Genomic DNA, 22,031 nt, shown 5'->3' on the forward strand with positions numbered 1-22,031 from the left:
GGGCCGGGGACGGACCGAGCACAGTACGCCGTATGACTCCCGCTGAGCTCCTGCACGCGTTCGCCCGCACCCGCGCCTCGCTCGACGGCCGCGAGGTGACCTTCTGGTGGTCCGGCGACGTCCACTCCTGGGCCCCGGGCGAGCCCTACCAGCGCCTCTTCGGCTTCGAAGGGCTCAATGTCGCCCGGCTCGTCACGGACGAGGAGAGCGGCGGCTACCAACTGCTCTCCAGGGAAGCCGCCTTCTACCTGGACCCCCTCACCCGGGAGATCATGGAGATCTGGGAGGACAAGCCGGTGGTCCACGTCTGGAACGACCCGGCCAACCAGAAGTGGCGCCCCTTCCCCGTCCCCCTCACGGACCTCGGCGATCAGGTCTGCTTCAGCCTGGAGATCCCGCTGGCCTACCCCTCCCCGCTGCCCGTCGAGGAGTACCCGGAGAACTCGGCCGACGACACCTACCGGGCGCTGGAGCTCTTCCAGTTCTTCGCGCCCGCGTCCGTCCTCACCACCGGGGCGGCGAGCGTCCCCTCGACCATGTCGTGGACGCGGATGTCCCCGTGGCTCCCCTGGATGGAACGGGGCGGGCGCGCCGGCGGCCTCACCTTCCACTGCCGGGGCCGCAAGCTGGACTCCTACGCCGAGGTCCCGGAACGCACCCGCGCGTACATCGCCGAGCGGCACCCCGAATTCGCCCACGCGCCGGAGAAGTGGAGCGAGCCGAACGAAACCAGCTGGACCTACTTCCGCAAGCTGTCCAGCCCCCGGTAGCAAGCTGTCCGGCCCCCGGTAGCAGGCCTGCGAGGCCCGGCCCCGGCCCGGCCCTCGGGTCCCGCCCGGCCCGGCCCTAGGTCCCGCCCGTTCCGGCCCTCGCGTCCCTCCCGCCCGGGCCCTCGCGTCCCTCCCGCCCGGGCCCTCGCGTCCCTCCCGCCCGGGCCCTCGCGTCCCTCCCGCCCCGGCCTTCGGGTCCCGCCCGCCCCGCCCGGGGGACGCGGGGGGAGCGGCAGGGGCCGGACAAGGGTTTTCCCCGTATCGAGTTCATCCCCGTGTTGCCTACTGTCTGCCCACCGGCGATCTCTCCCCTGCCCGACAGCCCACGCTCCAACCCCACATGGCGCGATGCCGTCGGGACGGGCGGATCGCCGGTCACGCCGTTGCCCGGCCCCACCGCCGTGGACGGGCAGCGTGGCGCGCGGCGGTGGCCGGGGCGGGTTCGACCAGCCCTTCCCGGTCCCGCGGCCGCCGGAACCTCCCACACTGCACCGACCGGCCGTTCCGGCCTGCCCGGAAACGGCCCTCGAAGGGGAACAAGTGCACGCTTCCAGACGTCGGCTCATATCCGTGGTGGCCATGTCCGTCACCCTGCTCGCCGGCTCCGCCACCGCCTCCGTCGCCGTGGCCGTCGAGACCCCCGGCGCGGCCCCGGCCGCCACGGTCGCCGCCACCGCGTCGGTCGAGAACCTCATCGTCGGGTACAAGCCCTCGGCGACCGAGGCCAGCTCGAACACCGCAGCCGCCGACGACGCCACCGCCAAGGGCAAGAAGGCCGGCAAGAAGGCGAAGTTCGACCGCCGCCTCGGCACCGGAGCGGCCCTGGTCAACCTCGGCGGGACCGTGGCTCCGGCCGACGCGGCCGACGTGATGGCCCAGTTCCGCGCCGACCCGGACGTCGCCTACGTCGAGCCGGACACCCGCGCCTACGCCCAGGCCGTCACCCCGAACGACACCGAGTACGCCAAGCAGTGGGACCTCTTCGAGCCCACCGCCGGCATGAACGTCCCCGCCGCCTGGGACAAGACCACCGGCTCCGGCGTCACCGTCGCCGTGATCGACACCGGCTACGTCGCGCACTCGGACCTCGCCGCGAACGTCGTCGCGGGCTACGACTTCATCTCCAGCTCCGCGGATGCCCGAGACGGCAACGGGCGTGACAACAACCCCGCCGACCAGGGCGACTGGAACGCCACCGACGGCGAGTGCGGCCTCGGGTCCAAGGCCAGCAACTCCTCCTGGCACGGCACCCACGTCGCGGGCACCATCGCCGCGGCAACGAGCAACTCCAAGGGCATCGCCGGCATCGCGTACGGTGCGAAGATCCAGCCCGTCCGCGTGCTCGGCAAGTGCGGCGGCGCCACCTCGGACATCGTCGACGCCATCACCTGGGCCTCCGGCGGCTCCGTGGCCGGTGTCCCGGCCAACGCCACCCCGGCCAAGGTCATCAACATGAGCCTCGGCGGCTCGGGCGCCTGCGGCACCAGCTACCAGAACGCCATCAACGCCGCCGTCGCCCGCGGGACGACCGTGGTCGTCGCCGCCGGCAACAGCAACGCGAACGCGGCGAACTTCTCGCCCGCCAGCTGCAACAACGTGATCAACGTCGCCGCGAGCAACCGTGCGGGCGACCGCTCGTACTACTCGAACTTCGGCACGGTCATCGACGTCGCCGCCCCGGGCGGTGAGACCCGCCGCGCCACCGACACGCCCGGCACCGTCACCACCCCCGAGAACGCGATCCTCTCCACCCTGAACGCGGGCACCACCACTCCCGGCGCCGAGAACTACAAGCCCTACCAGGGCACCAGCATGGCCGCCCCGCACGTCGCGGGCCTCGCCGCGCTGCTGAAGTCGGCGAACTCCGCGCTGACCCCGGCCCAGATCGAGTCGGCCGTCAAGGCCAATGCCCGCCCGCTGGCCGGCACCTGCACCGGCGGCTGCGGCTCGGGCCTCGCCGACGCGGCCGCGACCGTCGCGGCCGTGACCTCCGGCCCGGTCACCCCGTCCTTCGAGAACACCGCGGACTTCGCCATCGGTGACAACACCACCGTGGAGAGCCCCCTCACCGTCAGCGGGGTGACCGGCAACGCCCCGGCCACCCTCAAGGTGGGCGTGAACATCGTGCACACCTACACCGGTGACCTCAAGGTCGACCTCGTCGCCCCCGACGGCACCGTCTACACCGTGCACAACCGGACCGGCGGCAGCGCCGACAACATCAACCAGGTCTTCACCGTCAACGCCTCCTCCGAGGTCGCGAACGGCACCTGGAAGCTCCGCGTGAACGACAACGCGGGCGGCGACACCGGCAAGATCGACTCCTGGAGCCTCGGCTTCTGATCCGGCCGACCCGGCCCCGATCCGGCGCCCAACTCCGGCTGACGGGTCGATAGTACGGACCAATCTCCACCCGCGGACCTGCCTATACACCTCGTATCGGCAGGTCCGACGGCTTTTCCCGACGGCTGACTGAATTCTGCGTCACAATCCGGGTCCGCCCGGCATCTGACCTCGTATTGTCGCGTCTCACAGGAAAGGCACAGGAGCTGGGGACCGAGAGGCTGGTGGCTGTGCGTGGTGGCGGCGACGGGGCACGCTGACACGAGCGTCGGACACGATGAACTGATCAAGGCGGTCGACCGCGCGCTGACCACGCACGGCCGGGCCCTCCTGACGGGACCCGCCGGCGCGGGCAAGACCGAGGTGGCGCGCGCCGTCGCGGCCGCCGCGGAATCCCGCCGCGAGACGGTGCTCCGCCTCTCCCCCGAGGCCGCCGACCAGTGGATACCCGAGGCCTCCGCCGCGGCCCTGCTGGCCTCCGTCCCGGGCACCGCCCTGGACCGGCTCTCCGGCCCCCAGCGCACCGCCATCGCCCTGCTGCGCCGGGAGGCCGACGCACCCCGGGCTGGCCGCGACCACGTCGCGCTGCGCCTCGCCGTCGTGGAAGTGCTCCGCACCCTCGCCGCCCGCCAGCCCGTCCTGCTCGTCCTCGACAACGCCCAGTGGCTCGACGCCGAGAGCACCGACCTGCTCCGCTTCGCCCTCCGCCTCACCCCGCCCCGGGTACGGGTCCTCGTGGCCGAGTGCGTCCAGGGCGGAGCCGCGGTCGGCGAGCCCCTCTGCGGCCCCGGCACCCCTGCCATCCCCGTCCCCCCGCTCGGCGCCGACGAGGTCGCGGAACTGCTGGTGCGCCGGGGCCTGCCCGCCCGCCTCGCCGGCCGCATCCACCAGGCCAGCGGCGGAAACCCCCGCCTCGCCCTCGCCCTCGGCCAGTCCCTCGCCGACGCCCGCGACGGCAGCGCCCACCACGCCGACACCCTGCCCGTCTCCGGACCGGCCCGCGAGGTGGCCCGCCGGCTCCTCGCCGCGGCCCCCGCCCGGGCCCGCCGGACCCTGCTGCTCGCCGCCCTCGCGGCCCGCCCCACCACCGCCCTGCTGCGCCGCGCGGGACGGCCCGACGCGGAGGCGGAGCTGGCCGAGGCGGAACGGGCCGCGCTCGTCAGCGTGGGCGAGGACGGCGCCGTGGAGTTCACCGCGGGCGCCCTGCCCACCGTGCTGGCCGCCGACGCGGGCTGGCCCGAACGCGCCGCCGGACACGCCGCCCTGGCCGCCGCCGTGGACGACCCCGTCCAGGCCGTACGCCACCGCGCGCTGGCCGTGGACACCCCCGATCAGTGGCTCGCCGCGGAGATCACCGAAGCCGCCGCCGCCTGCCGCCGCCGCGGCCAGCGTGCCCTCGCCGCCGAACTGGGCCTGCTCGCCGCGGAGCGCACGCCCTCCCAGCTGGCCGGGGAGGAACTGGCCCGGCTCGTCGCCGCCGCCGAGGACGCGGGCTGGGCGGGCCGCGCCGATCTCGCCCGCCGCGCCACCCGCGCCGTACTGGCCCGGGACGCCTCCCCCGCCGACCGGGTACGGGCCCGGCTCGCCGTGATCGACGCTGCCGGGCAGGCCCTCGGCACCCTCGAGGAGACCTTCGCGCACGCCATGGACGACGCCGCCGGCGACCCCGCCCTGCAAGCGGCCGTCCAGCTGCGGATCGCCTGGAAGCACAACCTCAGCGACGGCGACCCCGTCCGCTCCCGCGACGCGGCGGCCGCGGCCGGCGAGCTCGCCGCCCAGGGCGGGGACCAGGTCGCCGAGGCCATGGCCCTGACCGTACGGGCCCGCATGGGCCGCATCCTGGGCGACTGCGACGCCGAGGACATCCTGGCCGAGGCCCTCGCCCTGCCCGCCCCCGAGGTGCCCCTCGGCATGCGCAACGCCCCGCGCTACCTCGCCGTGCGCCACGCCCTCTTCGACGACCGCCTCGCCGACGCCCGGCGCCAGCTGATGGTCCTGCTGCCCGCCGTCCAGCGCACCGGGTCCGCCGAGGACGTCTTCGAGGTCCTGCGCAGCCTCACCGAGGTCGAACTGCGCGGCGGCCGGTGCGAGGCCGCCTCGGCCCACGCCCGGCGCGCCCTGGAACTGACCATCGAGGCGGGCCTGTCACCCGGTCCCGCCTGGTACGTGGCCGCGATGGCCGAGGCCATGGGCGGCGGCTTCGCGCGCGCCGCCGGATATGCCCGGCGCGGTATCCAGGCCTCGGAGGAGGAGCACGACCAGGTGTTCCTCTCGCGCAGCCTGCACGCGCTCGGGCTGGTCGAACTGGCCACGGGCGAGGCGGCCAAGGCGGTGGCCACCCTGCACCGGGTCGCCGCGCTGGAGGGCGCCCAACAGGTGGTGGACCCCTCGATCCTGCGCTGGCACGGGGACCTGGCCGAGGCGCTGGTCGCCGCGGACGCGCCCGAGGAAGCGGCCCGGCTGATCGACTGCGTCCGCGGCGTGGCCCTCCGCCTCGGACGCGCCGGGGTGGTAGCCGCCCTCGACCGCGCCCAGGGCCTGTGCCTGTCGGCGCAGGGCGACGCCGACGCGGCCGTCACCCTGCTGGAGGCCACCGAGCAGCGGTTCGCCGCCCTGCGCCTGCCGCTGGAACGGGGCCGCACGCTGCTGGCCCTCGCCCGGGTGGAACGGCGCCGCCGCCGGCGCGCACCGGCCCGCGCCGCCCTCCTGGCCGCGGCCGGGGAGTTCGAGCGGGCCGGCGCGACCCCCTGGACGGAACTCGCCGGGGAACCGGCCGCCGCCCCGGGTGAGGGGAGCGGCGCGGAACCGGTCGCCTCGCTGACCGAGGCCGAGATCCGCCTCGCCGTCCTCGTCGGCCAGGGGGCCAGCAACCAGGAGGCGGCGGCGAAGCTGTTCCTCAGCGTCAAGACGGTCGAGGCCCGGCTGACCCGCATCTACCAGAAGCTCAACGTACGCTCGCGGGCCCAGCTGGCCACCGCCCTGCACGGCGGCCGCTGAGCCCTGGGCCGGGAGCGGTCAGCAGGTGAGGTTGTTACCGGGCGTCACCCCGAGCAGCTGCGTGAAGCGCTGGTAGGTGGAGACCCGGCTCTGGACCTGGGCCGGGTTGCCGCCGTTGCACTCCAGGGAGCCGTTGATGGAGCGGATGGTCTCGCCGAAGCCCGCGCCGCTCACCATGGCGGTGTGGGCGGTCATCGTGCCCGGCCCGTTCTGCGTGTTCCAGTACCAGAGCGCCGTCTTCATGGCGACGGCCGGGTCCTGCTCGACGATGTAGGGGTTCGCGAGCAGGTTGATGCCGAGGGCGTCACCGGCCGCCTTGTAGTTGAAGTTCCAGCTGAGCTGGATCGGGCCGCGCCCGTAGTACGCGGCCCGGCCGGCCGGGCAGCCGTAGGGCTGGGTCGCGTCGCAGTAGTGCGGGTAGTTGGCGGTGTTCTGTTCGACGATGTGCACCAGGCCGCCCGTCTCGTGGGAGGCGTTCGCGAGGAAGGCGGCGGCCTCGCGGCGCTTCACGGTGTCGTCACCGGTCTGCGCGAAGGCCGGGTACGCCGACAGCGCCGCGACCAGGCCGTTGTAGGTGTAGAAAGAGTTCCGGTTCGGGAACATCTGGTTGAACTGGGCCTCGGAGACCACGAATCCGGACGGGTTGCCGGGGTCGGGGTCCTGGCCCCCTCCGCCACCGCAGGCGCCCTGGTCCGACCAGACGCCCCACTGCCCGGTGGTGCCGGGCGTCTCGCCCTGGGTCCACCACTTGGCCTGCCAGTTGTGTCCGTTGAACGAGGCGCTCATGCCGTTCGTGTAGACGGCGGAGGAGGCCCATGGGGTGACGCAGGCGGCGGCCGCCGCGGCGGGGGAGGAGGGAAGGGTCAGGGCGAGGCCGGCCGTGACGGCCGCGGCGGCGACCAGGGACAGGACACGGCGGCGAAACGCACGTATCACGTAACTTCTCCTTCAGTGGGGGGAGTTGCCGTGGGGGCGGCAACTACGCCACTGAAGCGAAAATGGTCTGGACCTGTCAAGGTCTAGACCAAGGGGATCTCGTGGTGGTCACATGCCGGGGCCCCGGCGTGATGGTCGCGCCGGGGCCTCGGTGGGGCTTCGATGGCAGGTCAGCTGCCGGCGGAGAGGTTGCCCGAGAGGACCGGGATGTTCTCCAGGATGTGCGAGGCCGAGTCGTCGCCCTTGGCCTGGGTGGAGTTCTCGGTGCACTGCTGGTTCTGCGGGTTGGCGAGGACGTTGATGTCCTGGACGCCGATGTTGGCGATGATCGCGAACAGGGACTGGGCGTTGACCTTGGCCGGCAGGCCGATGCAGAGCTTGTTCAGGGAGCCCTGGACCGCGCTGAGCTGCGGGCTCATCTTGCCGTGGGTCTCCTGGTTGCCGTAGATCTGCGCGGCACCGTTGCCGTTCACGGTGTTGACGCCCTGGTCGTTGCCGATGGCCATGGCCGGGGTGGCTACGGCGGCGCCCGCGCCCAGCACGGAGGCGGTGACCGCGGCGGTGGCCATGAACTTCTTGAACATGTGGGGGATCCTTCTGTCGCACTGTCGCATGAGATAGCTGCCCTCGGCGGGACGCGCTGATCAACTGCTGTAGGCGCTCATGGTTATCCCCACTCACCCGGGTGGCTCATTTGGCACACTGCCCGCCCCGGGGTCCGGCGGGTGGCCCGGTCCCGCCGCCGTGGCGGCGAGACTGAGCTCCTCGGGTCCGAGGGTCAGCCGGTCTTGCGGCGGACCTTCTTGTTCTTGCCGCCGGGGCCGCTGCTGGAACCCTGGACCTTCGCCCGGCTCTGGTGTGCCTGCTGGGACTGGGCATTCGCCGCGTTGCGCTCCAGCGCCTCCCGGAACTTGCGCTTGGCCTCCTCGGCCGGCGATTCGTCCTGCGGGGTGTCTGTTTCGTCTGCCATTCGTCCTCCTGGGGTGATCAAACCGTTTCAGTCTGTCAGCTTGTGTGCCTGCTGACCAGCGAGTTCCCCCGGGGCGGCGCTCTGCGGCCGGGGCCCGCCTCCGGCGGGACGCGACCGGAACCCGAGACTCCAAGGATGGCTTGGGGGTGTCATAAGTTTTAATTATGAGGCCATAACCTGCCACCGGGTGCTGGATTAGGGTTACCTCAGTTTAAGGTCTTCCTTGATCCAGCTTGTAGTCGCTCGAAGGGAACTTCGTCATGCCTCGCCCCCTGCGGGTAGCAATCGTCGGTGCCGGTCCCGCAGGGATCTACGCGGCGGACGCGCTGCTGAAGTCCGAGACCGCCGCCGAGCCAGGCGTGTCCATCGACCTCTTCGAGAAGATGCCCGCGCCCTTCGGCCTGATCCGCTACGGCGTCGCCCCCGACCACCCGCGGATCAAGGGCATCATCACCGCCCTGCACCAGGTGCTCGACAAGCCGCAGGTCCGCCTCTTCGGGAACGTCGACTACCCGAACGACATCGGCCTCGACGAGCTGCGCTCCTTCTACGACGCCGTGATCTTCTCCACGGGCGCCACCGCCGACCGCGAGCTGAGCATCCCGGGCGTCGAGCTGGCGGGCTCCTACGGCGCCGCCGACTTCGTCTCCTGGTACGACGGCCACCCGGACGTCCCCCGCACCTGGCCGCTGGAGGCGGAGAAGGTCGCGGTGCTGGGCGTCGGCAACGTCGCACTCGACGTCGCGCGCATCCTCGCGAAGACGGCCGACGAGCTGCTGTCGACCGAGATACCGCCGAACGTCTACGAAGGCCTCAAGGCCAACAAGGCGCTCGAGGTGCACGTCTTCGGGCGCCGCGGTCCGGCCCAGGCCAAGTTCAGCCCCATGGAGCTGCGCGAACTGGACCACTCGCCCACCATCGAGGTCATCGTCAACCCCGAGGACATCGACTACGACGAGGGTTCGATCGCCACCCGCCGCGCCAACAAGCAGGCGGACATGGTCGCCAAGACCCTGGAGAACTGGGCGATCCGGGACATCGGCGACCGCCCCCACAAGCTGTTCCTGCACTTCTTCGAATCCCCCTCCGAGGTGCTCGGCGAGGACGGCAGGGTCGTCGGCCTGCGCACCGAGCGCACCGAGCTCGACGGCACCGGCAACGTGAAGGGCACCGGCCAGTTCACCGACTGGGACGTCCAGTCCGTCTACCGGGCCGTGGGCTACCTCTCGGACGAGCTCCCGAAGCTTCCCTGGGACGTGGAGTCCGGCACGGTCCCCGACGAGGGCGGCCGCGTGATCGAGGCCGGGGGACACCTGCAGTCGACGTACGTCACCGGCTGGATCCGGCGCGGTCCGGTCGGCCTGATCGGCCACACCAAGGGCGACGCCAACGAAACCGTCGCGAACCTCCTCGCCGACCACGCCGAGGGCCGCCTGCACAGCCCGGCCGCGCCCGCGCCGGAGGCCGTCGAGGCCTTCCTCGCCGAGCGGAGCGTGCGCTACACCACGTGGGAGGGCTGGTACCGCCTGGACGCCGCGGAGAAGGCCCTCGGCGAGCCCCAGGGTCGCGAGCGCGTGAAGATCGTCGAGCGCGAGGACATGCTGGACGCGAGCGGAGCCTGACCGGAGGGAGGGGGCCGGGACCCGGCCGGGTCCCGGCCCCCTCGACGCGGACGGCGGTGAAGGCCCGGGCGAAGGCCGGGCGCGGACCGGAGTGCGGACCCGGTCCGTGCGCCGGTGCGGGGGATCAGTCCGTGACGGACACGATCTTCCGGGTGGCGAGGTCCGCCTGGACGAACACCTCGGTCGTGTCGCTGCCGCCCCAGGCCAGCGTGACCGTGGCATTGGCCTTGCCCAGTATTTACGGCGCTGGAGCCGCCAGGCAGGTGAGGGCCGCCGCCGTCAGCGCCCGCACGCCCGCCGGGAGCGCCGTGCGCGCGTCCGGCGCGAAATCAGGCGCGTGGTTGGCGGGCAGCGCCGCGAGTTTCTGCGCCGCGGTCGCCCCCGGCGCCGCCGACCAGGCCGCGGGTCCGACCACTCCGAGCATCCAGTAGGCGAGCCGGACCCCTTCCGCGCCGTGCAGGTCGCGCCCCGCGTCGCCGAACAGCCCGAAATCCTCCGTCGCCAGGGACGGAGGCCACATGGCCACCCGCTCGGGGCCGAATTCCGCCACATGGGCCTCCCGTACCGCGGCCGTCGTCGCCGGGTCGGGATGGGTGACGGGAGACTCGGACTCGCGGACGACCTCCGGCTCCCGGGGGCAGTCCGCCGCCGCGCACTCGGCGCGGACGATCCGCTCCACCGCCGCGGCCGCGCGCGTGAGCGCCGCCTCACCGGCCGCCCGTACGGTGACGGCCAGTTCGGCCCGGTCGGGCACGATGTTCGCCCGGTCGCCCGCGTGGAACGAGCCGACCGTGACGGCGACCTGTTCCGAGGGGGCGGCCTCCCGGGCCACCACCGTCTGCAGCCGGGTCACCACATGAGCCGCCGCCACCACCGGGTCCACGGTCAGGTGCGGGGCCCCCGCGTGCCCGCCGCGGCCGTGCAGCACGATCCGGAAGGTGACGCTCCCGGCGGTCATCGGCCCGTACCCGTGCGCCACCATCCCGGCGGGCAGCGGGGCCGCGTGCTGCGCCAGCACGGCGTCGGGCCGGCCCGTCCGCTCGTACAGGCCGTCCGCCAGCATCGCCCGGGCCCCCTCCAGGGTCTCCTCCGCCGGCTGGCCCACCACGATCAGCGTGCCCCGCCGGGCCCGCGGCGAGCGGGCCAGCAGCGAGGCCGCCCCCGCCGCCGCGGCCAGGTGGAGGTCGTGCCCGCAGGCGTGCGCCGCCTCGCCCTGGCTCGCGTAGGCCAGGCCGGTCGTCTCCCGTACCGGCAGGGCGTCCAGTTCCGCCCGCAGCATCACGGTCGGCCCCTCGCTGCCCCGCAGCACCCCGGCCACGCCGTGCCCGCCGATCCCGCGCGTGGTCTCGTACCCGGCGGCCTCCAGCCAGTCGGCGAACCGGCCCGCCGTGCGCTCCTCGGCGCCCGAGAGCTCGGGATGCCGGTGCAGGTCCAGGTAGAGGGTGGTGAGCGGCCGCACGATTCCGGCCAGTCCGGGAAGTTCGGCGAGTTCGGTCATGCGCCCATGATCGGGCAGCGGTTCCGGGCGGGGGACGCCAGGGCGCTGACACTTTCTGTCAGTGAGGTGTCAGCGGTACGCCGGGTCAGGTGCAGGTGCGACCGGTTCTGATGGAAAGGCACCACCCCGCATCACCGCACCACCCACCGACCGCACCAGCTGAAGGAGTCACCATGGAGAAGTCGCCTCTCGCCTCGCTCGCCGACGAGATCCTCGAGCTCGAGTCCGAGACCTTCGAGATCTCCGACTACTCGGACGCCAGCGAGGTCGTGCTCGCCGGTTCCACGAGCTGCAGCTCGACCTCGACCTGTTCCTCGACCACCAGCACGACCTCCTGCAGCGCCTGACCCTTCAGGGCGTACGCACACCGGTGCCCCGGCCCCCGCGCGAGCGGGAGCCGGGGCACCGGCCGTACCGCCTGGACCCCGGCTTCCGGACCGCGCCCGGGCGGCGGGGATCAGGGGAAGGGGTGGGGGACCAGCCGGACCTCCGCCTCGTCCAGGTCCGTCCCGCGCAGCCCCGCCCGGCGGGGCGCGGTGCGCAGCCGCGGCATGAACGGCGCCCGCTGCCGCGACCAGCCGAAGTCGATCGGCAGCAGCCCCGGCACGACCGCGCACACCGTGCGCAGCCCGATCCGCCGCTGCTCCGGCGTCGTCTGGTCGACGACGATCACGTCGTGCCCGGACTGCGTCAGCTCCTCCACGCAGTACATGAGGTCGTCGCGCAGGTCCGCGGTGCGCGGCCGGCCCTCCGCGTTCCACGTCCGGTAGACCTCGGCCATCGGCCGCACGGACACCGGCTCCAGGTAGGGCCGCACGTACGGGGCCATCACCGGCAGCCCGTACAGCTGGGCGTGGTCCTTCAGATGCCGTACCTGCCGGAAGTCACCGGCCATCGCCTCCAGTTCGGTCCGTCGCTCCGCCACCTGCCGGGGCAGGTGCGGAATGTAGGTGAGGACCTCCGACAGCGCGGCCTCGGCGGCGACCGCCGGATCCAGCGCCGCGCCCGCCCCGAAGGAGAACAGCCCGGGTCCTCCGTCGCGGCGCACCGCGAGCGCCGTCACCACCGGCACCGACAGGTCGATCCGGTTGTCGAAGACGTGCACGTCGTAGCCCTGAAGTGCCGCCCGGTCGGCCATCATCCGCACGGCCGGCCCCGGTACGGAGGCCAAGTCGATCTCCGTCAGGGGCAGTCCGGCGTACCAGGCCACCAGGAAGGCGTCCCGCTCGATCAGTTCCAGCAGTGCGCCGAGCAGCGCCTCCTCGGTGCAGCTGCCGATCGCGCAGCCGTTGGAGCACTCGAAGACGAAGTTGTCGGCGGCCAGCCCCGCGCTGTAGTGCACCAGCCGCGCCGGGACCAGCACCGGCCGGTCGTCGCGCAGCGAGTGCCCGTACACCCAGGGGATCGGCCGGTCCGGGTCGAAGGGGGACACCATCGGGTCGTCGCGGTAGGTCTCGGGCGGGTAGAAACCGCACAGCGCCGGATCCAGGGCCCGCTCGCCCAGCTCCGCGTACGAGGCCGTGAGCAGCGAGCTCCCGGTGCGCCGGTGGGTGCCCGCGTACCGCTCCAGGCCCTCCAGGTACGCCAGGTCCCGGCTCGCCGAGAAGCTGTTGGCCTGCCCGCTCCAGGTGACGTCGGTCAGCCCCGCGTAGCCGCGCATGAACACGCTGCCCGCGACGGGAGCGGTCGTCGGCGAGGTGACGTTGATCCATGTGCCCCCGCCGAGCACCCCGGTCTCGGGATTGGCCAGCGCCGCGTGCGGCACGGGGTACGAGGACGCCGTCCGCAGGCGTTGCGCGCCCGGCGAGGGCGTCGGCCGGGGGACCGGGACGAAGGGAGCCGGGGCGTCGGTCCCGCGCGGCCCGCAGTCGGGGCAGAGCGGATCGGCCGCCAGCGGGTAGGTCCGCACCTGGAGGGTCTCCAGGTCCAGCCGGGAGACCTGGGGCAGGGCCCGGTCCGCCGCCGTGGGCCCGGGGGCGGCCGCGGAGCCCTCGAACACCGCGCCGTGCAGCGCCCGTACGGCGTCCAGCAGGTACGGGGTCAGCCGCGGCCAGTCCCCGGCCACCGGGGTGACGGTCCCGGTGCCGGTCTCCAGGGCGTCCCGTTCGCTCCGGCTGCGCAGCCGCTGCCGGCGCATCGCCAGGCACTGGCCGCAGGCGGCCGAGGTCCCGTCGCCGCCCCAGGGGCCGACCAGGACGGCGCGGGCGCCGAGATGGACGGTCGCGGCCGCCCGTACCGCGGCGAACGGGTCGGCGGCGCGCGGCCCCAGCGCGTCGTGCACACCGAGGGTGACCACGTACGCGCCGAGGTCCTCCAGGGCCCCGGCCAGCTGGCGCCGCGCCGCCTCCAGCGCGGTGCCGTCCGGGGCCTGGACGGGGCGCGTACGCACGGAAGTCGGGGTCATGTCCGGTTGCTCCAGCGGAAGGTCTTGAGCCCGATCCCGCCGAACAGCACGGCGAAGCCGAGGAGCACCGCGCACCCGGTGCCGATGGCGGACAGCGAGCCCGAACCGGTCAGCGCCCCGGTCGCGGCGTCGTTGAGGTAGCGCAGCGGCAGGACGCGGGAGACCGACTGGAGCCACGACGGCATCATGTCCAGCGGCAGGAAGGAGCCGGACAGGAACGCCATCGGCACCATCATGCAGTTGGCGATCGCCGCGACGGCCTCCGGCGTGTTCGCGTAGGTGCCGACGATCACGCCGATCGCCATGAACGCGGTGATCCCGAGGACCAGCGCGGGCAGCACCAGCGGCCAGCGCCCGTCCAGCACCAGCCCGAACCCGGGCAGCATCGCCACCGCCACGAACACCGCGGCCTGGACGCCGCCGACCACGAGCGCCAGCACGTACCGCGAGGCCAGTACGGTCGTCAGCGGCGTCGGCGTCAGCCGGATCAGCCGCAGCAGGTCGTCGCGGCGCCACTGCATCAGCGTGAACGCGATGCCGAACACGGCGGCGTTGGCCACGCCCCACGACATCACGCCGGGAGCGATGTACGAGATGTAGGGACGGCCGCTCTCCTCCACCTCCTGTCCGCTGAAGATCAGCCCGAAGACGACGAGGAAGAGCAGCGGGAAGGCGAAGGTGAAGAAGAGGGTGGCCTTATCCCGGACCTGCGCCCGGTAGCCGGCTGCGGTCAGGGCCGTGTACGCGCTCATGCCTGGGACTCCGTGGGGTGGGTGGTGGCGTGGCCGGCGGCCGTACCGGTCAGTTCGAGGTAGACGTCCTCCAGCGTGGCCGTACGGGTCATCACCCCGTCGAGCCCGGTGAGCGCGTCGACGGCCTGGAGGACCTTGCCCGGGGAGGCGGTCTCCAGGACCAGCGAGCCGCCCTGGAGGCTGGCCCGGTCCACGCCCGGCAGGGCGGCCGCGTCGTCGAGCGCGATCCGGCCGGCGGGCAGCAGCAGCCGGGCGGGGGCGCCGGCGGCGGTGACGAGCCGGTGCGGGGAGTCGAGGGCGGCTATCGTCCCGCCGACGAGGATGGCCACCCGGTCGCACAGGGCCTCGGCCTCGTCGAGGTGGTGGGTGGTGTAGACGATGGTGCGGCCCTCGCTCTTGAGCGTGCGCAACACCTGCCACAGATCGCGGCGGGCCTGCGGGTCGAGGGCCGCGGTCGGCTCGTCCAGGAAGATCAGCTCGGGGCTGTGGACCAGGGCGGAGGCGATGGCGAGGCGCTGGCGCTGGCCGCCGGACAGGTTCTCGACGAGCACGTCGCGCTGTTCGGTCAGGCCCACGGTCTCCAGGGTGCGGTCCGCCGCGCCCCGTTCGGCGCGGTAGAGCCCGGCGACGGTCAGGAGGTGCTCGCGCGCGGTCTGCCGGACGAAGAACGCGGACGCCTGCGTCTGTACGCCGATCCGCGGCAGCAGCGCGGTGTTGCGCGGCCAGGGGCTCTGGCCGAGCACGCGGACGGTTCCGGAGTCGGCCTGCCGCAGACCCTCCATGATCTCGACGAGGGTGGTCTTGCCCGCCCCGTTGGGGCCGAGGAGGCCGAAGAACTCGCCGCGGCGGACGTCGAGGGAGACCCCGTCCACCGCGGTGCGGTCGCCGTAGCGCTTGCGGATCTCCGACACGGTGACGGCGGCCTCGGGGCCGCTGCCGGGGGGCTGGGTGGTGCGGTCAGTGCTCATGGGGAGTGCGGTTCCCTCGTTCTCGGTGGTGGTGGGGGGACGGGTGTCGGGGAATCGGGAGGCGGCGGACGGATCGGGTGACGGGGTTTCAGGAGGCCCGGGCCACGGCGTACCAGAGGGTGCCCGCCGCAGCCGCGACGAGCAGCACGACCAGCAGGGCGGAGCCCGCACCGTACGCCAGGTAGAGCCTGCGGGCCCGGGCCGGGTAGGCGCCGGCCGCCGCCCGGTCGCGCAGCCGCAGCCGCAGGTAGGCGGAGCTCGCGGGCGCGAGCCGGGTGACCCGCAGGGCGTGGCCGAGCATCGTGTAGCCGTCGAGCGGCGGCAGCGGCAGGAGGTTGACCAAGGCCTGCGCGCTGCCGAGCAGCAGCAGCGCGCCCAGCACCCGGCCGGTCGCGTCGGCCTCGGGCAGGGCCGCCCACCAGCCGAAGAAGGGGAGGAGGAAGAGGAGGTTGGCGAAGGCCCCGGCCGCGGCGACGGCCAGCTGGTCGCGACGGCGGCCCAGATAACGGTAGTTGTCCACGGTGCAGTACATGATGGCCACCGGCAGCCGCCAGCGCAGCCCGATCTCCCCGACCGTTCCCCCGACATGACGGGCGGCGACCCCGTGCGCGAACTCGTGCAGCGCCGTGCTGAGCCACAGCAGCGTGGCCACCGCCAGCAGCGGCACCGGATGCGACAGCAGCCACCACAGATCGCGTACGAGGCCCCCCGCGGCGGCGGCCAACACCCCCTCCATCGCCAGGCACACCAGGAGGAGCGCGCCCAGCACCACGGGACGCAGCGCGGGCCGCAGGAGGCGGTGCAGCCGGGCCGTCGCGGCGTCGGCGTCGGCGACCAGGCGCAGCGTGCCGCGCAGCAGGGTCCCGCTGCGCGGCGGACCCGGCGGGCCCGGAGCCTCGGGAGCGGGCCCGCCCGCGAGCAGCCGGCGGCTGCCGAGGAGGGCCAGCAACTGCTGCCAGTTGCCCTCGCCGAGCCTGCGGCCGAAGGCCTCCCCGTACGCGGCGCCGATCTCGGCGAGGCTGCGGGAGCCGTCGAGACGCGAGACGAGGAAGAACTCCTTCGGGCCGATCTCGAAGGAGGCCCCGGAGACCGGGTCCTTGACGAGGTGGACGACGGCCGGACCGTTCAGCAGCGGCGGGGACAGCAGGATGCCCGGCCGCAGGGCGGGCCGGTGCGCCAGCAGCCCGGTGGGGCCGCTCACGGGCGCACCGGCTCGGCCCCGGCGCCCTCGCGCAGCACCCGTCCGAGCAGGTGTGCTAGGTAGGCCTCGTCGCGGATCGTCACATGGAGCCGGTTGTTGGTCATGTGCATGTACGGGGAGAGCAGCAGCGGAAGCGCCACGGCCGGATCGGTGACCTGCTCGTCCCGCGTGCCGTCCCAGGAACGGAAGACCAGGTCACCCGCGACCGCCAGGGCTTCGGCCCGCCCGCGCAGCTCACGGCAGTGCTCCGCCCACCCGGCCAGGAAGGCGGGCAGCCGGCCCGTCTCGCCGGAGGCCAGCGCCTCGCGGACGGCGGCGAACCGCCGGGCGAGCCCCGGGCCGGTCTGCTCGAAGGTGCGGTCGTATTCCGCCGAACCGATGAAGCCCGTCCCGGGGAAGGCCGTGTGCCAGAACTCGTAGTAGCGGTCGAGATAGCCGCCGAGCTCCTCCCGGTCGGGCAGGAACACCCCCGCCATCACCATCATCAACTGCGCCGAGGTGCCCAGCAGTACGGTGCGCAGGTGCAGGTTCATCCGGCCCAGGGCGTCCATGACCAGATCGCTGGAACGGGAGAAATGCCATTCGGCGAGTTCGATTCCGGCCGGGCCGCCGTACTTTCCGAATTCCGGCTCGTAGGGCTCGTACGCGTAACTGTTGTTGGGCCGCAGGTTCATCCGGCCGTCGGCACCCATGAAGGCCGCCCGGTCGCCTTCGGGGAACTCGATGTCGAAGAGGGTGTTGTAGAACTCGTTGAGGAATCCCGAATCCACCTCGTAGAGGGCCGGCCGGGCCTTCAGGAAGGCCGAGACGGCCTCCTCGGCGCGTCTGCGCACCTCGGGGGCGGCCGCCTCGCTCGACGGCCGCAGCCGCAGCCGCACGTGCGGGCCCTCCAGCCAGTAGTTGATGAAGAAGTGCCCGGCGAGCAGCCCGTCCGCGGTCAGCGAGGCGATCAGCGGACGTACGCAGTGCACCAGCAAGGGCTGCGGATTGGCGGCGTAGAAGATGTGCATGGCCTGCCATGCGCCGCGCCGGTCCGTGCCGGGGTCGGTCAGCTCTGACATCGGGGTCCGCCTTCCGGGCGTCGCGGGGTGGGGGTGCGGGTGGTGAAGGTCTCGACGGCGAGCTCCGCGACATGGGCGCCGCGTGCGGAGACTGCGTGCAGGGCGTCCGGGGCGGGCAGCATCTCTCGGAACACGACCCGGTGGCCGGGCTCGCGCAGCAGCGACTCGAAGGACGCCAGCGAGAGCAGGCTCTCGAAGTCGACGTACTGAGGTTTCGCGCCCAGGGCCGACGGCCCCGCGGACACGGTCGCGAAGACCTGGCCGGGCAGTCCGTGCGCGCGGCGCCACCGCTGCCAGTCCAGGAAGTGCCCGGCCTCCAGCGCCCCCGCCACCGGCAGCTCGGCCGCCTTGGTCGTCCAGCTCCGGCGGCTGAGCACGACGTCCCCGTGCACCACCCGCGGCCGCGAGGTCACCCCGCCGTGCGGGGCGCCCTCCGGCACGCCCGCCCAGACGTCCAGCGGCGACATCGAGGACGGGGAGAGCAGCAGCAGCGTGCGCGGGATCGCGGGCAGCGCCAGCGGTACCAGATAGCCCAGGTAGACCGGGATGACCTCCAGGCCGAGGCGGCGCGAGCGCAGTACCACCCGCCCGGACTCCGCCACGTGCTCGGCGTACAGGTCGTCCAGCCGCAGCCGGCGGTCCTCGGCCAGGGTGCCGCTCTCGCCCGGACAGACGATCTCGTAGTCCGTCAGCTGTCCGTGCAGATTGAGGTTGGTGGTGACCGGACCGCCGGTCACCTCGGCGAACACGGCCCCCTCGGGGGTGACCCGGGCGGCGGTCCCGCGCAGCTCCTCGGCGAGGCCGCCCGGCGCGTGCGGCCCGTCCTGTGCGTCCGGCCCGTCCGGCTCCTCGTAGACGTGCGTGAACCGGCTGAAGGGGAAGGACAGGCCGCCGTAGGACCGGTTCAGCACCGTCAGCGGCTCGCCGCCGTCCGGGTCACGGGCCAGCTGCACGTGGTGGCAGCGCGGCGCGAACCCCGGTACGACCGGTTCGAGTTCCCCGGCCACCGCGTCGATGTCGGCCTCCGTGAGCCGGAGTTCGCCGTCGGCGCCCCGCTCCTCGTACGCCGACCAGTGCGCCCGCATCCGGCCGATGAAGGCCCGCCGCGCCGCGTCCAGGGCGCGGATGCCCGGCAGCCCCAGCCAGTTCTCCTCGGGCACGTACTCCCCGCGCGCGTCGAAGGGCGTACGCCGGGCGGTGAAGGACAAGTACTGGTCGAAGAAGTCCTCGTGGAAGTCGTGGACCAGGCCGAGCAGGTCGTCGCAGCGGCCGCCGGAGCCGTAGCGGGCGGTGAAGAACCCCTCGAAGGTGATCCGCTGGGCGAGGGTGAGGTCGAAGGCCGGCAGGATCCGCTCGACCTCGCGCAGCGCGCCGCCCCCGGCCGCCGCCCAGGCGGGCGCCGCGGCGCGGACGTCACGGCCCGCGCTCACGTCCTCGTACAGCAGGGTCTGGGGCAGCGCCGCCCCCCGCTCGCCCAGCTCCTCCTGAGCCGCCCGCAGCCCGGAGCGCAGCGCGCGCAGCAGCTCCGCCCGCTCGCTCTGCCCGGCCGCCGGATAGCGCTCCAGCGCCTCGGCGGGCCCGTCGAGGAGCGCGCCGAGGGTGTGGGCCCAGGGGCGGTCCAGTGCGGCCAGGGACCGCTGGAAGGCCCGCAGCGGATCGCCGTCGTGGACCTCGGTGTCCAGGCACGGCACCCGGACCATGCCCAGCTGGAGCAGGGCGCCGACGTACGCCTCGCATTCGGCGGGCGGGGCTCCGTGCTCCGCCGCCAGCCAGTCGGCCAGCTCCTGGTGGCGCAGCTCGGGCCGTTCGCCGAAGAGCGCGAGGAGGCGGTCCAGGGTGCCGCTGCGCCGCAGGAAGAACAGCCGGTCCTTGACCGCGTCGAAGGTGACGGCGGCCGAGTCGTCGCCGGCCGTGACCGAGCGGCGGACGTAGCGGATGCGGTCCTCGTCGCGGCCCCAGCCGGAGGCGAGCCGCAGCGGCAGGTCACGCCGCCGGACCGGGTCCGCGAGGATCAGCTCGGCCAGGCGGGCCAGTACGACGACATTGAGCCGGACATGGCTGCTCCAGGTGTCCGCGACCCGGATCACGCCCGCGTCCTGCGGGTCCGCGTCCTGCCGGTCCGCGCCGTCCGTGCCCGCGCCTCCCGCGTCCGCGCCGTCCGCACCGGTGAAGCGGCCCGTGGCCACCCCCGTGAAGGTGGAGAACGGGCTGGTCTTGCACGCCGTGCGGTAGAGGTACGAGAGGACCGAGCGCTCGGCCTTGCGGGCCCGGCCCGTCGGGGCGCCGGTCTCCGCGGTGGCCTTGGCGTAGGCGTCGAGCTGCCCCTCCAGGACCGGCGAGGCCAGCAGCAGGCCGTGGCGCAGCCGATCGTCCCCCAGCAGGTGGCGCAGGGCCGCGCGACCGCGGCCGAGGTCGGCCGCGAGCAGCGGCGCGCCCTCGGCGAGCAGCCGTTCCATCCGGCGGCGCCGGCTCAGCCAGGCGGCCAGCTGCTCGCCCGCCCCGGGGACGGCGGCGAGGGCCCGCACGACCGTGTCGGGGGGCTCGGGCAGCCGGTTGTTGTGGATCTGGCGGCGCAGGCGCAGCAGTTCACGGCGCAGGGCCGCGCCCGGCCCGTCCGCGGCGGGGTCGGTCGCCGCCACGGCCCGGTGCAGCAGCTCGCTCAGCCGCTCCCCGTCGGCGCGCAGCGCCTCCTCGCCGGCGAGCACGTCCTCGGCCCAGCGACGGGTGTCCGGGCAGCGCAGCGCCTCGACCGCGGACAGGGGCAGGCCGGCCACGCGCAGCATGAAGCGGTCGCCCGCGTGCCATTCGGTGGTGGTGTTCATCGGGATCGTCCTGGTTCTCTCGTCGGCCCGGTCAGGCGATCTCGTGGCGGAAGTCGGCGGGCTCCGGCCGCTCGTGGCCCAGCAGCATGATCAGCAGCGGCGCCTCACCGGTGCCCGTGAGGCCCAGCTCCTCGATGTACGAGACGTTGTCGAAGCCGAGGGCCACGCCCGCGCCGAGCCCGTGCGCGGCGGCGGTGGTGTAGAAGGTCTGCGCCACGGCGCCGACGGTCGCGTTCACCAGGCGGTAGCCGCGGTCGCCCACCGCGTCGAGCACCGCGGTGGTCCGTACGGTCGGCACGACGACCACGCCCGCCTGCTCCAGGTTGTAGTTGGACAGGAAGTAGTTGCGCTGGAGGAACGGGCCGGGCGCTCCGGGAACCACCGGGCGCAGGGCGTGGGCCGCCGGATCGTAGGCGTACGCACCGGGGGCGACGCCCTCCACGTGGTTGACGAAGGCGTACAGGGCGGTCAGCCGGGGCCCGCCCGGACGCTCCGCCTCGCTGCCGACCGAGGCGGCGGCGCAGTCGGCCAGGGCCGCGGCCAGCTGCTCCGCCGTCACCGCACGGCTCGCGTCGAAGCGGCCGAAGCTGCTGCGCCGGGCGCGCAGGGCCCCGTCCACCCCGAGCGGGGCGGCGGCGGGCGGGGGCAGCGGCACCGGGTCGCCGCCGCGCGGCGGGAAGGCGGCGGCCGCGTCGAGCGCGCCGGGGGCCGGGCGGTCGGCGGCGAGGCCCAGGGTGGCCTCGTGGATGCGCTCCAGGGTCTCGAACTCCAGCACGGCGCGGGAGCGCTCGGAGTCCCGGCGCCGCACGGCGGCGCCGGTCCCCGGCTCGCGCCCGGCAGGACCGGAGCCCCCCTCGCCCTCGGCGCGGCCGGCCTCCGGGGTGCGCCCGGGGCTCGCGGACTCCTGGGCTCCGCCCGCCCACTCCAGCGGGACGACCGCGAAGATCCCCTCCTCCCGCGACGCCACCCCCAGCAGCCGCGCCAGCCGCTCCTCGTCGAACCAGAGCGCGGGCGCGACCCGCAGCCCCCGCGGCGCCGCCCACAGCCGCCAGGTCTGGAGCAGCGCCCCGACGTCCATGCTCACGGCGTGGAAGGAGAAGCTGTTGTACTTGAAGGAGTTCTGCCAGTACTTGACCCCCAGGACCAGGTATTGGGTACAGCCCGCGGCGGCAGCGCCGTCCGCGCCCTCAGCCCCCAGCGCTTGCCGCACCTCACCGGTGACATCGCCCGTCAGCAGCCTCCGTACGCCGTGCTGGTGCGGCGCGTAGTGGTACAGGCCGGGGGTGAGCGGGCCGCCCGCGCCCGCCGCCCAGTAGACGCTGACCGGGTAGAGCCCGCCGCCCGAGGCGGTGCCCCGCGACCAGTTGGCCTGCGTGTAGTGGGGGAGCGCGGCCAGGTCGGTGTTGGCCTGGACGCCCAGCCGGCGGCCGGTCAGCCCGTACGAGTCCTGGAGCATCCCGGAGAGCAGCGGCAGGGTGAACTCCGGCCCGGCCCCGGCCCCCGTGGCGGGCGCGGCCGGCTCCGGCAGCGGCAGGGTCTCCGCGCCGGGGTAGAACTTCGCCTTCCGCGGGCGGTCCACCCAGTCGGGCACGAAATCGACCGGCTCCATCGGTGTCCGGCCTCGGTGCAAGATGGCGTCGGCGTAGTCATGGGCGTAGCCCACGGGGTCCTCCTACGGTCGGTCGCG

16 protein-coding genes are annotated in these 22,031 nt (G+C 73.9%); 5 read left to right on the top strand and 11 right to left on the bottom strand.

Annotated elements, in window-relative coordinates:
- Positions 1–32 precede the first annotated feature (32 nt).
- From AB0D94_RS17085 to AB0D94_RS17095, 3 genes are all read left to right on the top strand, one after another.
- Positions 33–770 (top strand): DUF1838 family protein, encoded by a 738-nt coding sequence (locus tag AB0D94_RS17085; protein WP_362052019.1) that lies wholly within the window; start codon positions 33–35, stop codon positions 768–770.
- Positions 771–1,349: 579 nt separating this feature from the next.
- A complete protein-coding gene (locus tag AB0D94_RS17090) occupies positions 1,350–3,113 on the top strand; it encodes a S8 family serine peptidase (RefSeq protein WP_362052116.1) in 1,764 nt (587 codons plus the stop codon).
- A 234-nt stretch (positions 3,114–3,347) separates the two neighbouring features.
- Positions 3,348–6,110 (top strand): LuxR family transcriptional regulator, encoded by a 2,763-nt coding sequence (locus tag AB0D94_RS17095; protein ID WP_362052022.1) that lies wholly within the window; start codon positions 3,348–3,350, stop codon positions 6,108–6,110.
- A gap of 18 nt (positions 6,111–6,128) precedes the next feature.
- Here AB0D94_RS17095 and AB0D94_RS17100 read toward each other — a convergent pair whose 3' ends face one another.
- From AB0D94_RS17100 to AB0D94_RS17110, 3 genes are all read right to left on the bottom strand, one after another.
- A complete protein-coding gene (locus tag AB0D94_RS17100; protein ID WP_362052024.1) occupies positions 6,129–7,046 on the bottom strand; it encodes a glycoside hydrolase family 19 protein in 918 nt (305 codons plus the stop codon).
- 170 nt (positions 7,047–7,216) lie between these two features.
- Positions 7,217–7,630, bottom strand: a complete 414-nt coding sequence (locus AB0D94_RS17105) for a rodlin (protein ID WP_362052026.1) — start codon at positions 7,628–7,630, stop codon at positions 7,217–7,219.
- A gap of 194 nt (positions 7,631–7,824) precedes the next feature.
- Entirely contained in the window at positions 7,825–8,016 is a 192-nt protein-coding gene (locus AB0D94_RS17110) for a DUF5302 domain-containing protein (RefSeq protein WP_214942692.1), read from the bottom strand.
- Between the two features lie 260 nt (positions 8,017–8,276).
- Here AB0D94_RS17110 and AB0D94_RS17115 point away from each other — a divergent pair, with 260 nt between their 5' ends.
- The gene (locus AB0D94_RS17115) at positions 8,277–9,638 is read left to right on the top strand and encodes an FAD-dependent oxidoreductase (RefSeq protein WP_362052028.1); all 1,362 of its coding nucleotides are present in this window, start codon (positions 8,277–8,279) and stop codon (positions 9,636–9,638) included.
- Positions 9,639–9,876: 238 nt separating this feature from the next.
- Here AB0D94_RS17115 and AB0D94_RS17120 read toward each other — a convergent pair whose 3' ends face one another.
- Complete coding sequence (locus tag AB0D94_RS17120; protein ID WP_362052030.1) at positions 9,877–11,136, bottom strand: amidohydrolase; 1,260 nt, start codon at positions 11,134–11,136, stop codon at positions 9,877–9,879.
- Positions 11,137–11,309: 173 nt separating this feature from the next.
- Here AB0D94_RS17120 and AB0D94_RS17125 point away from each other — a divergent pair, with 173 nt between their 5' ends.
- Positions 11,310–11,483: a thiazolylpeptide-type bacteriocin gene (locus AB0D94_RS17125; RefSeq protein ID WP_007268044.1), complete on the top strand. Its 174-nt coding sequence runs from the start codon at positions 11,310–11,312 to the stop codon at positions 11,481–11,483.
- 110 nt (positions 11,484–11,593) lie between these two features.
- Here AB0D94_RS17125 and AB0D94_RS17130 read toward each other — a convergent pair whose 3' ends face one another.
- The 7 genes from AB0D94_RS17130 to AB0D94_RS17160 all read right to left on the bottom strand — a co-directional run bounded on the left by AB0D94_RS17130 (position 11,594) and on the right by AB0D94_RS17160 (position 22,007).
- Entirely contained in the window at positions 11,594–13,540 is a 1,947-nt protein-coding gene (locus tag AB0D94_RS17130; protein ID WP_362052033.1) for a TOMM precursor leader peptide-binding protein, read from the bottom strand.
- Entirely contained in the window at positions 13,537–14,292 is a 756-nt protein-coding gene (locus AB0D94_RS17135) for an ABC transporter permease (protein ID WP_362052035.1), read from the bottom strand. The genes AB0D94_RS17130 and AB0D94_RS17135 overlap by 4 nt, the downstream gene beginning before the upstream one ends.
- The gene (locus AB0D94_RS17140; protein WP_362052037.1) at positions 14,289–15,260 is read right to left on the bottom strand and encodes an ABC transporter ATP-binding protein; all 972 of its coding nucleotides are present in this window, start codon (positions 15,258–15,260) and stop codon (positions 14,289–14,291) included. Before AB0D94_RS17140 ends, AB0D94_RS17135 begins: the two co-directional genes overlap by 4 nt.
- An 88-nt stretch (positions 15,261–15,348) precedes the next feature.
- Entirely contained in the window at positions 15,349–16,461 is a 1,113-nt protein-coding gene (locus AB0D94_RS17145) for a peptidase M50 (protein WP_362052039.1), read from the bottom strand.
- Positions 16,458–17,522, bottom strand: a complete 1,065-nt coding sequence (locus AB0D94_RS17150) for a lantibiotic dehydratase C-terminal domain-containing protein (RefSeq protein ID WP_362052041.1) — start codon at positions 17,520–17,522, stop codon at positions 16,458–16,460. Before AB0D94_RS17150 ends, AB0D94_RS17145 begins: the two co-directional genes overlap by 4 nt.
- Positions 17,510–20,344 carry a lantibiotic dehydratase gene (locus tag AB0D94_RS17155; RefSeq protein WP_362052042.1) on the bottom strand — a complete coding sequence of 945 codons (2,835 nt, stop codon included), beginning with the start codon at positions 20,342–20,344 and terminating at the stop codon, positions 17,510–17,512. Before AB0D94_RS17155 ends, AB0D94_RS17150 begins: the two co-directional genes overlap by 13 nt.
- 31 nt (positions 20,345–20,375) lie before the next feature.
- Positions 20,376–22,007, bottom strand: coding sequence for a SagB family peptide dehydrogenase (locus AB0D94_RS17160; protein WP_362052044.1), 1,632 nt, complete (start codon positions 22,005–22,007; stop codon positions 20,376–20,378).
- Positions 22,008–22,031: the final 24 nt, after the last annotated feature.

This window comes from Streptomyces sp. NPDC048255 (genome assembly GCF_040652415.1).
GTDB lineage: Bacteria > Actinomycetota > Actinomycetes > Streptomycetales > Streptomycetaceae > Streptomyces.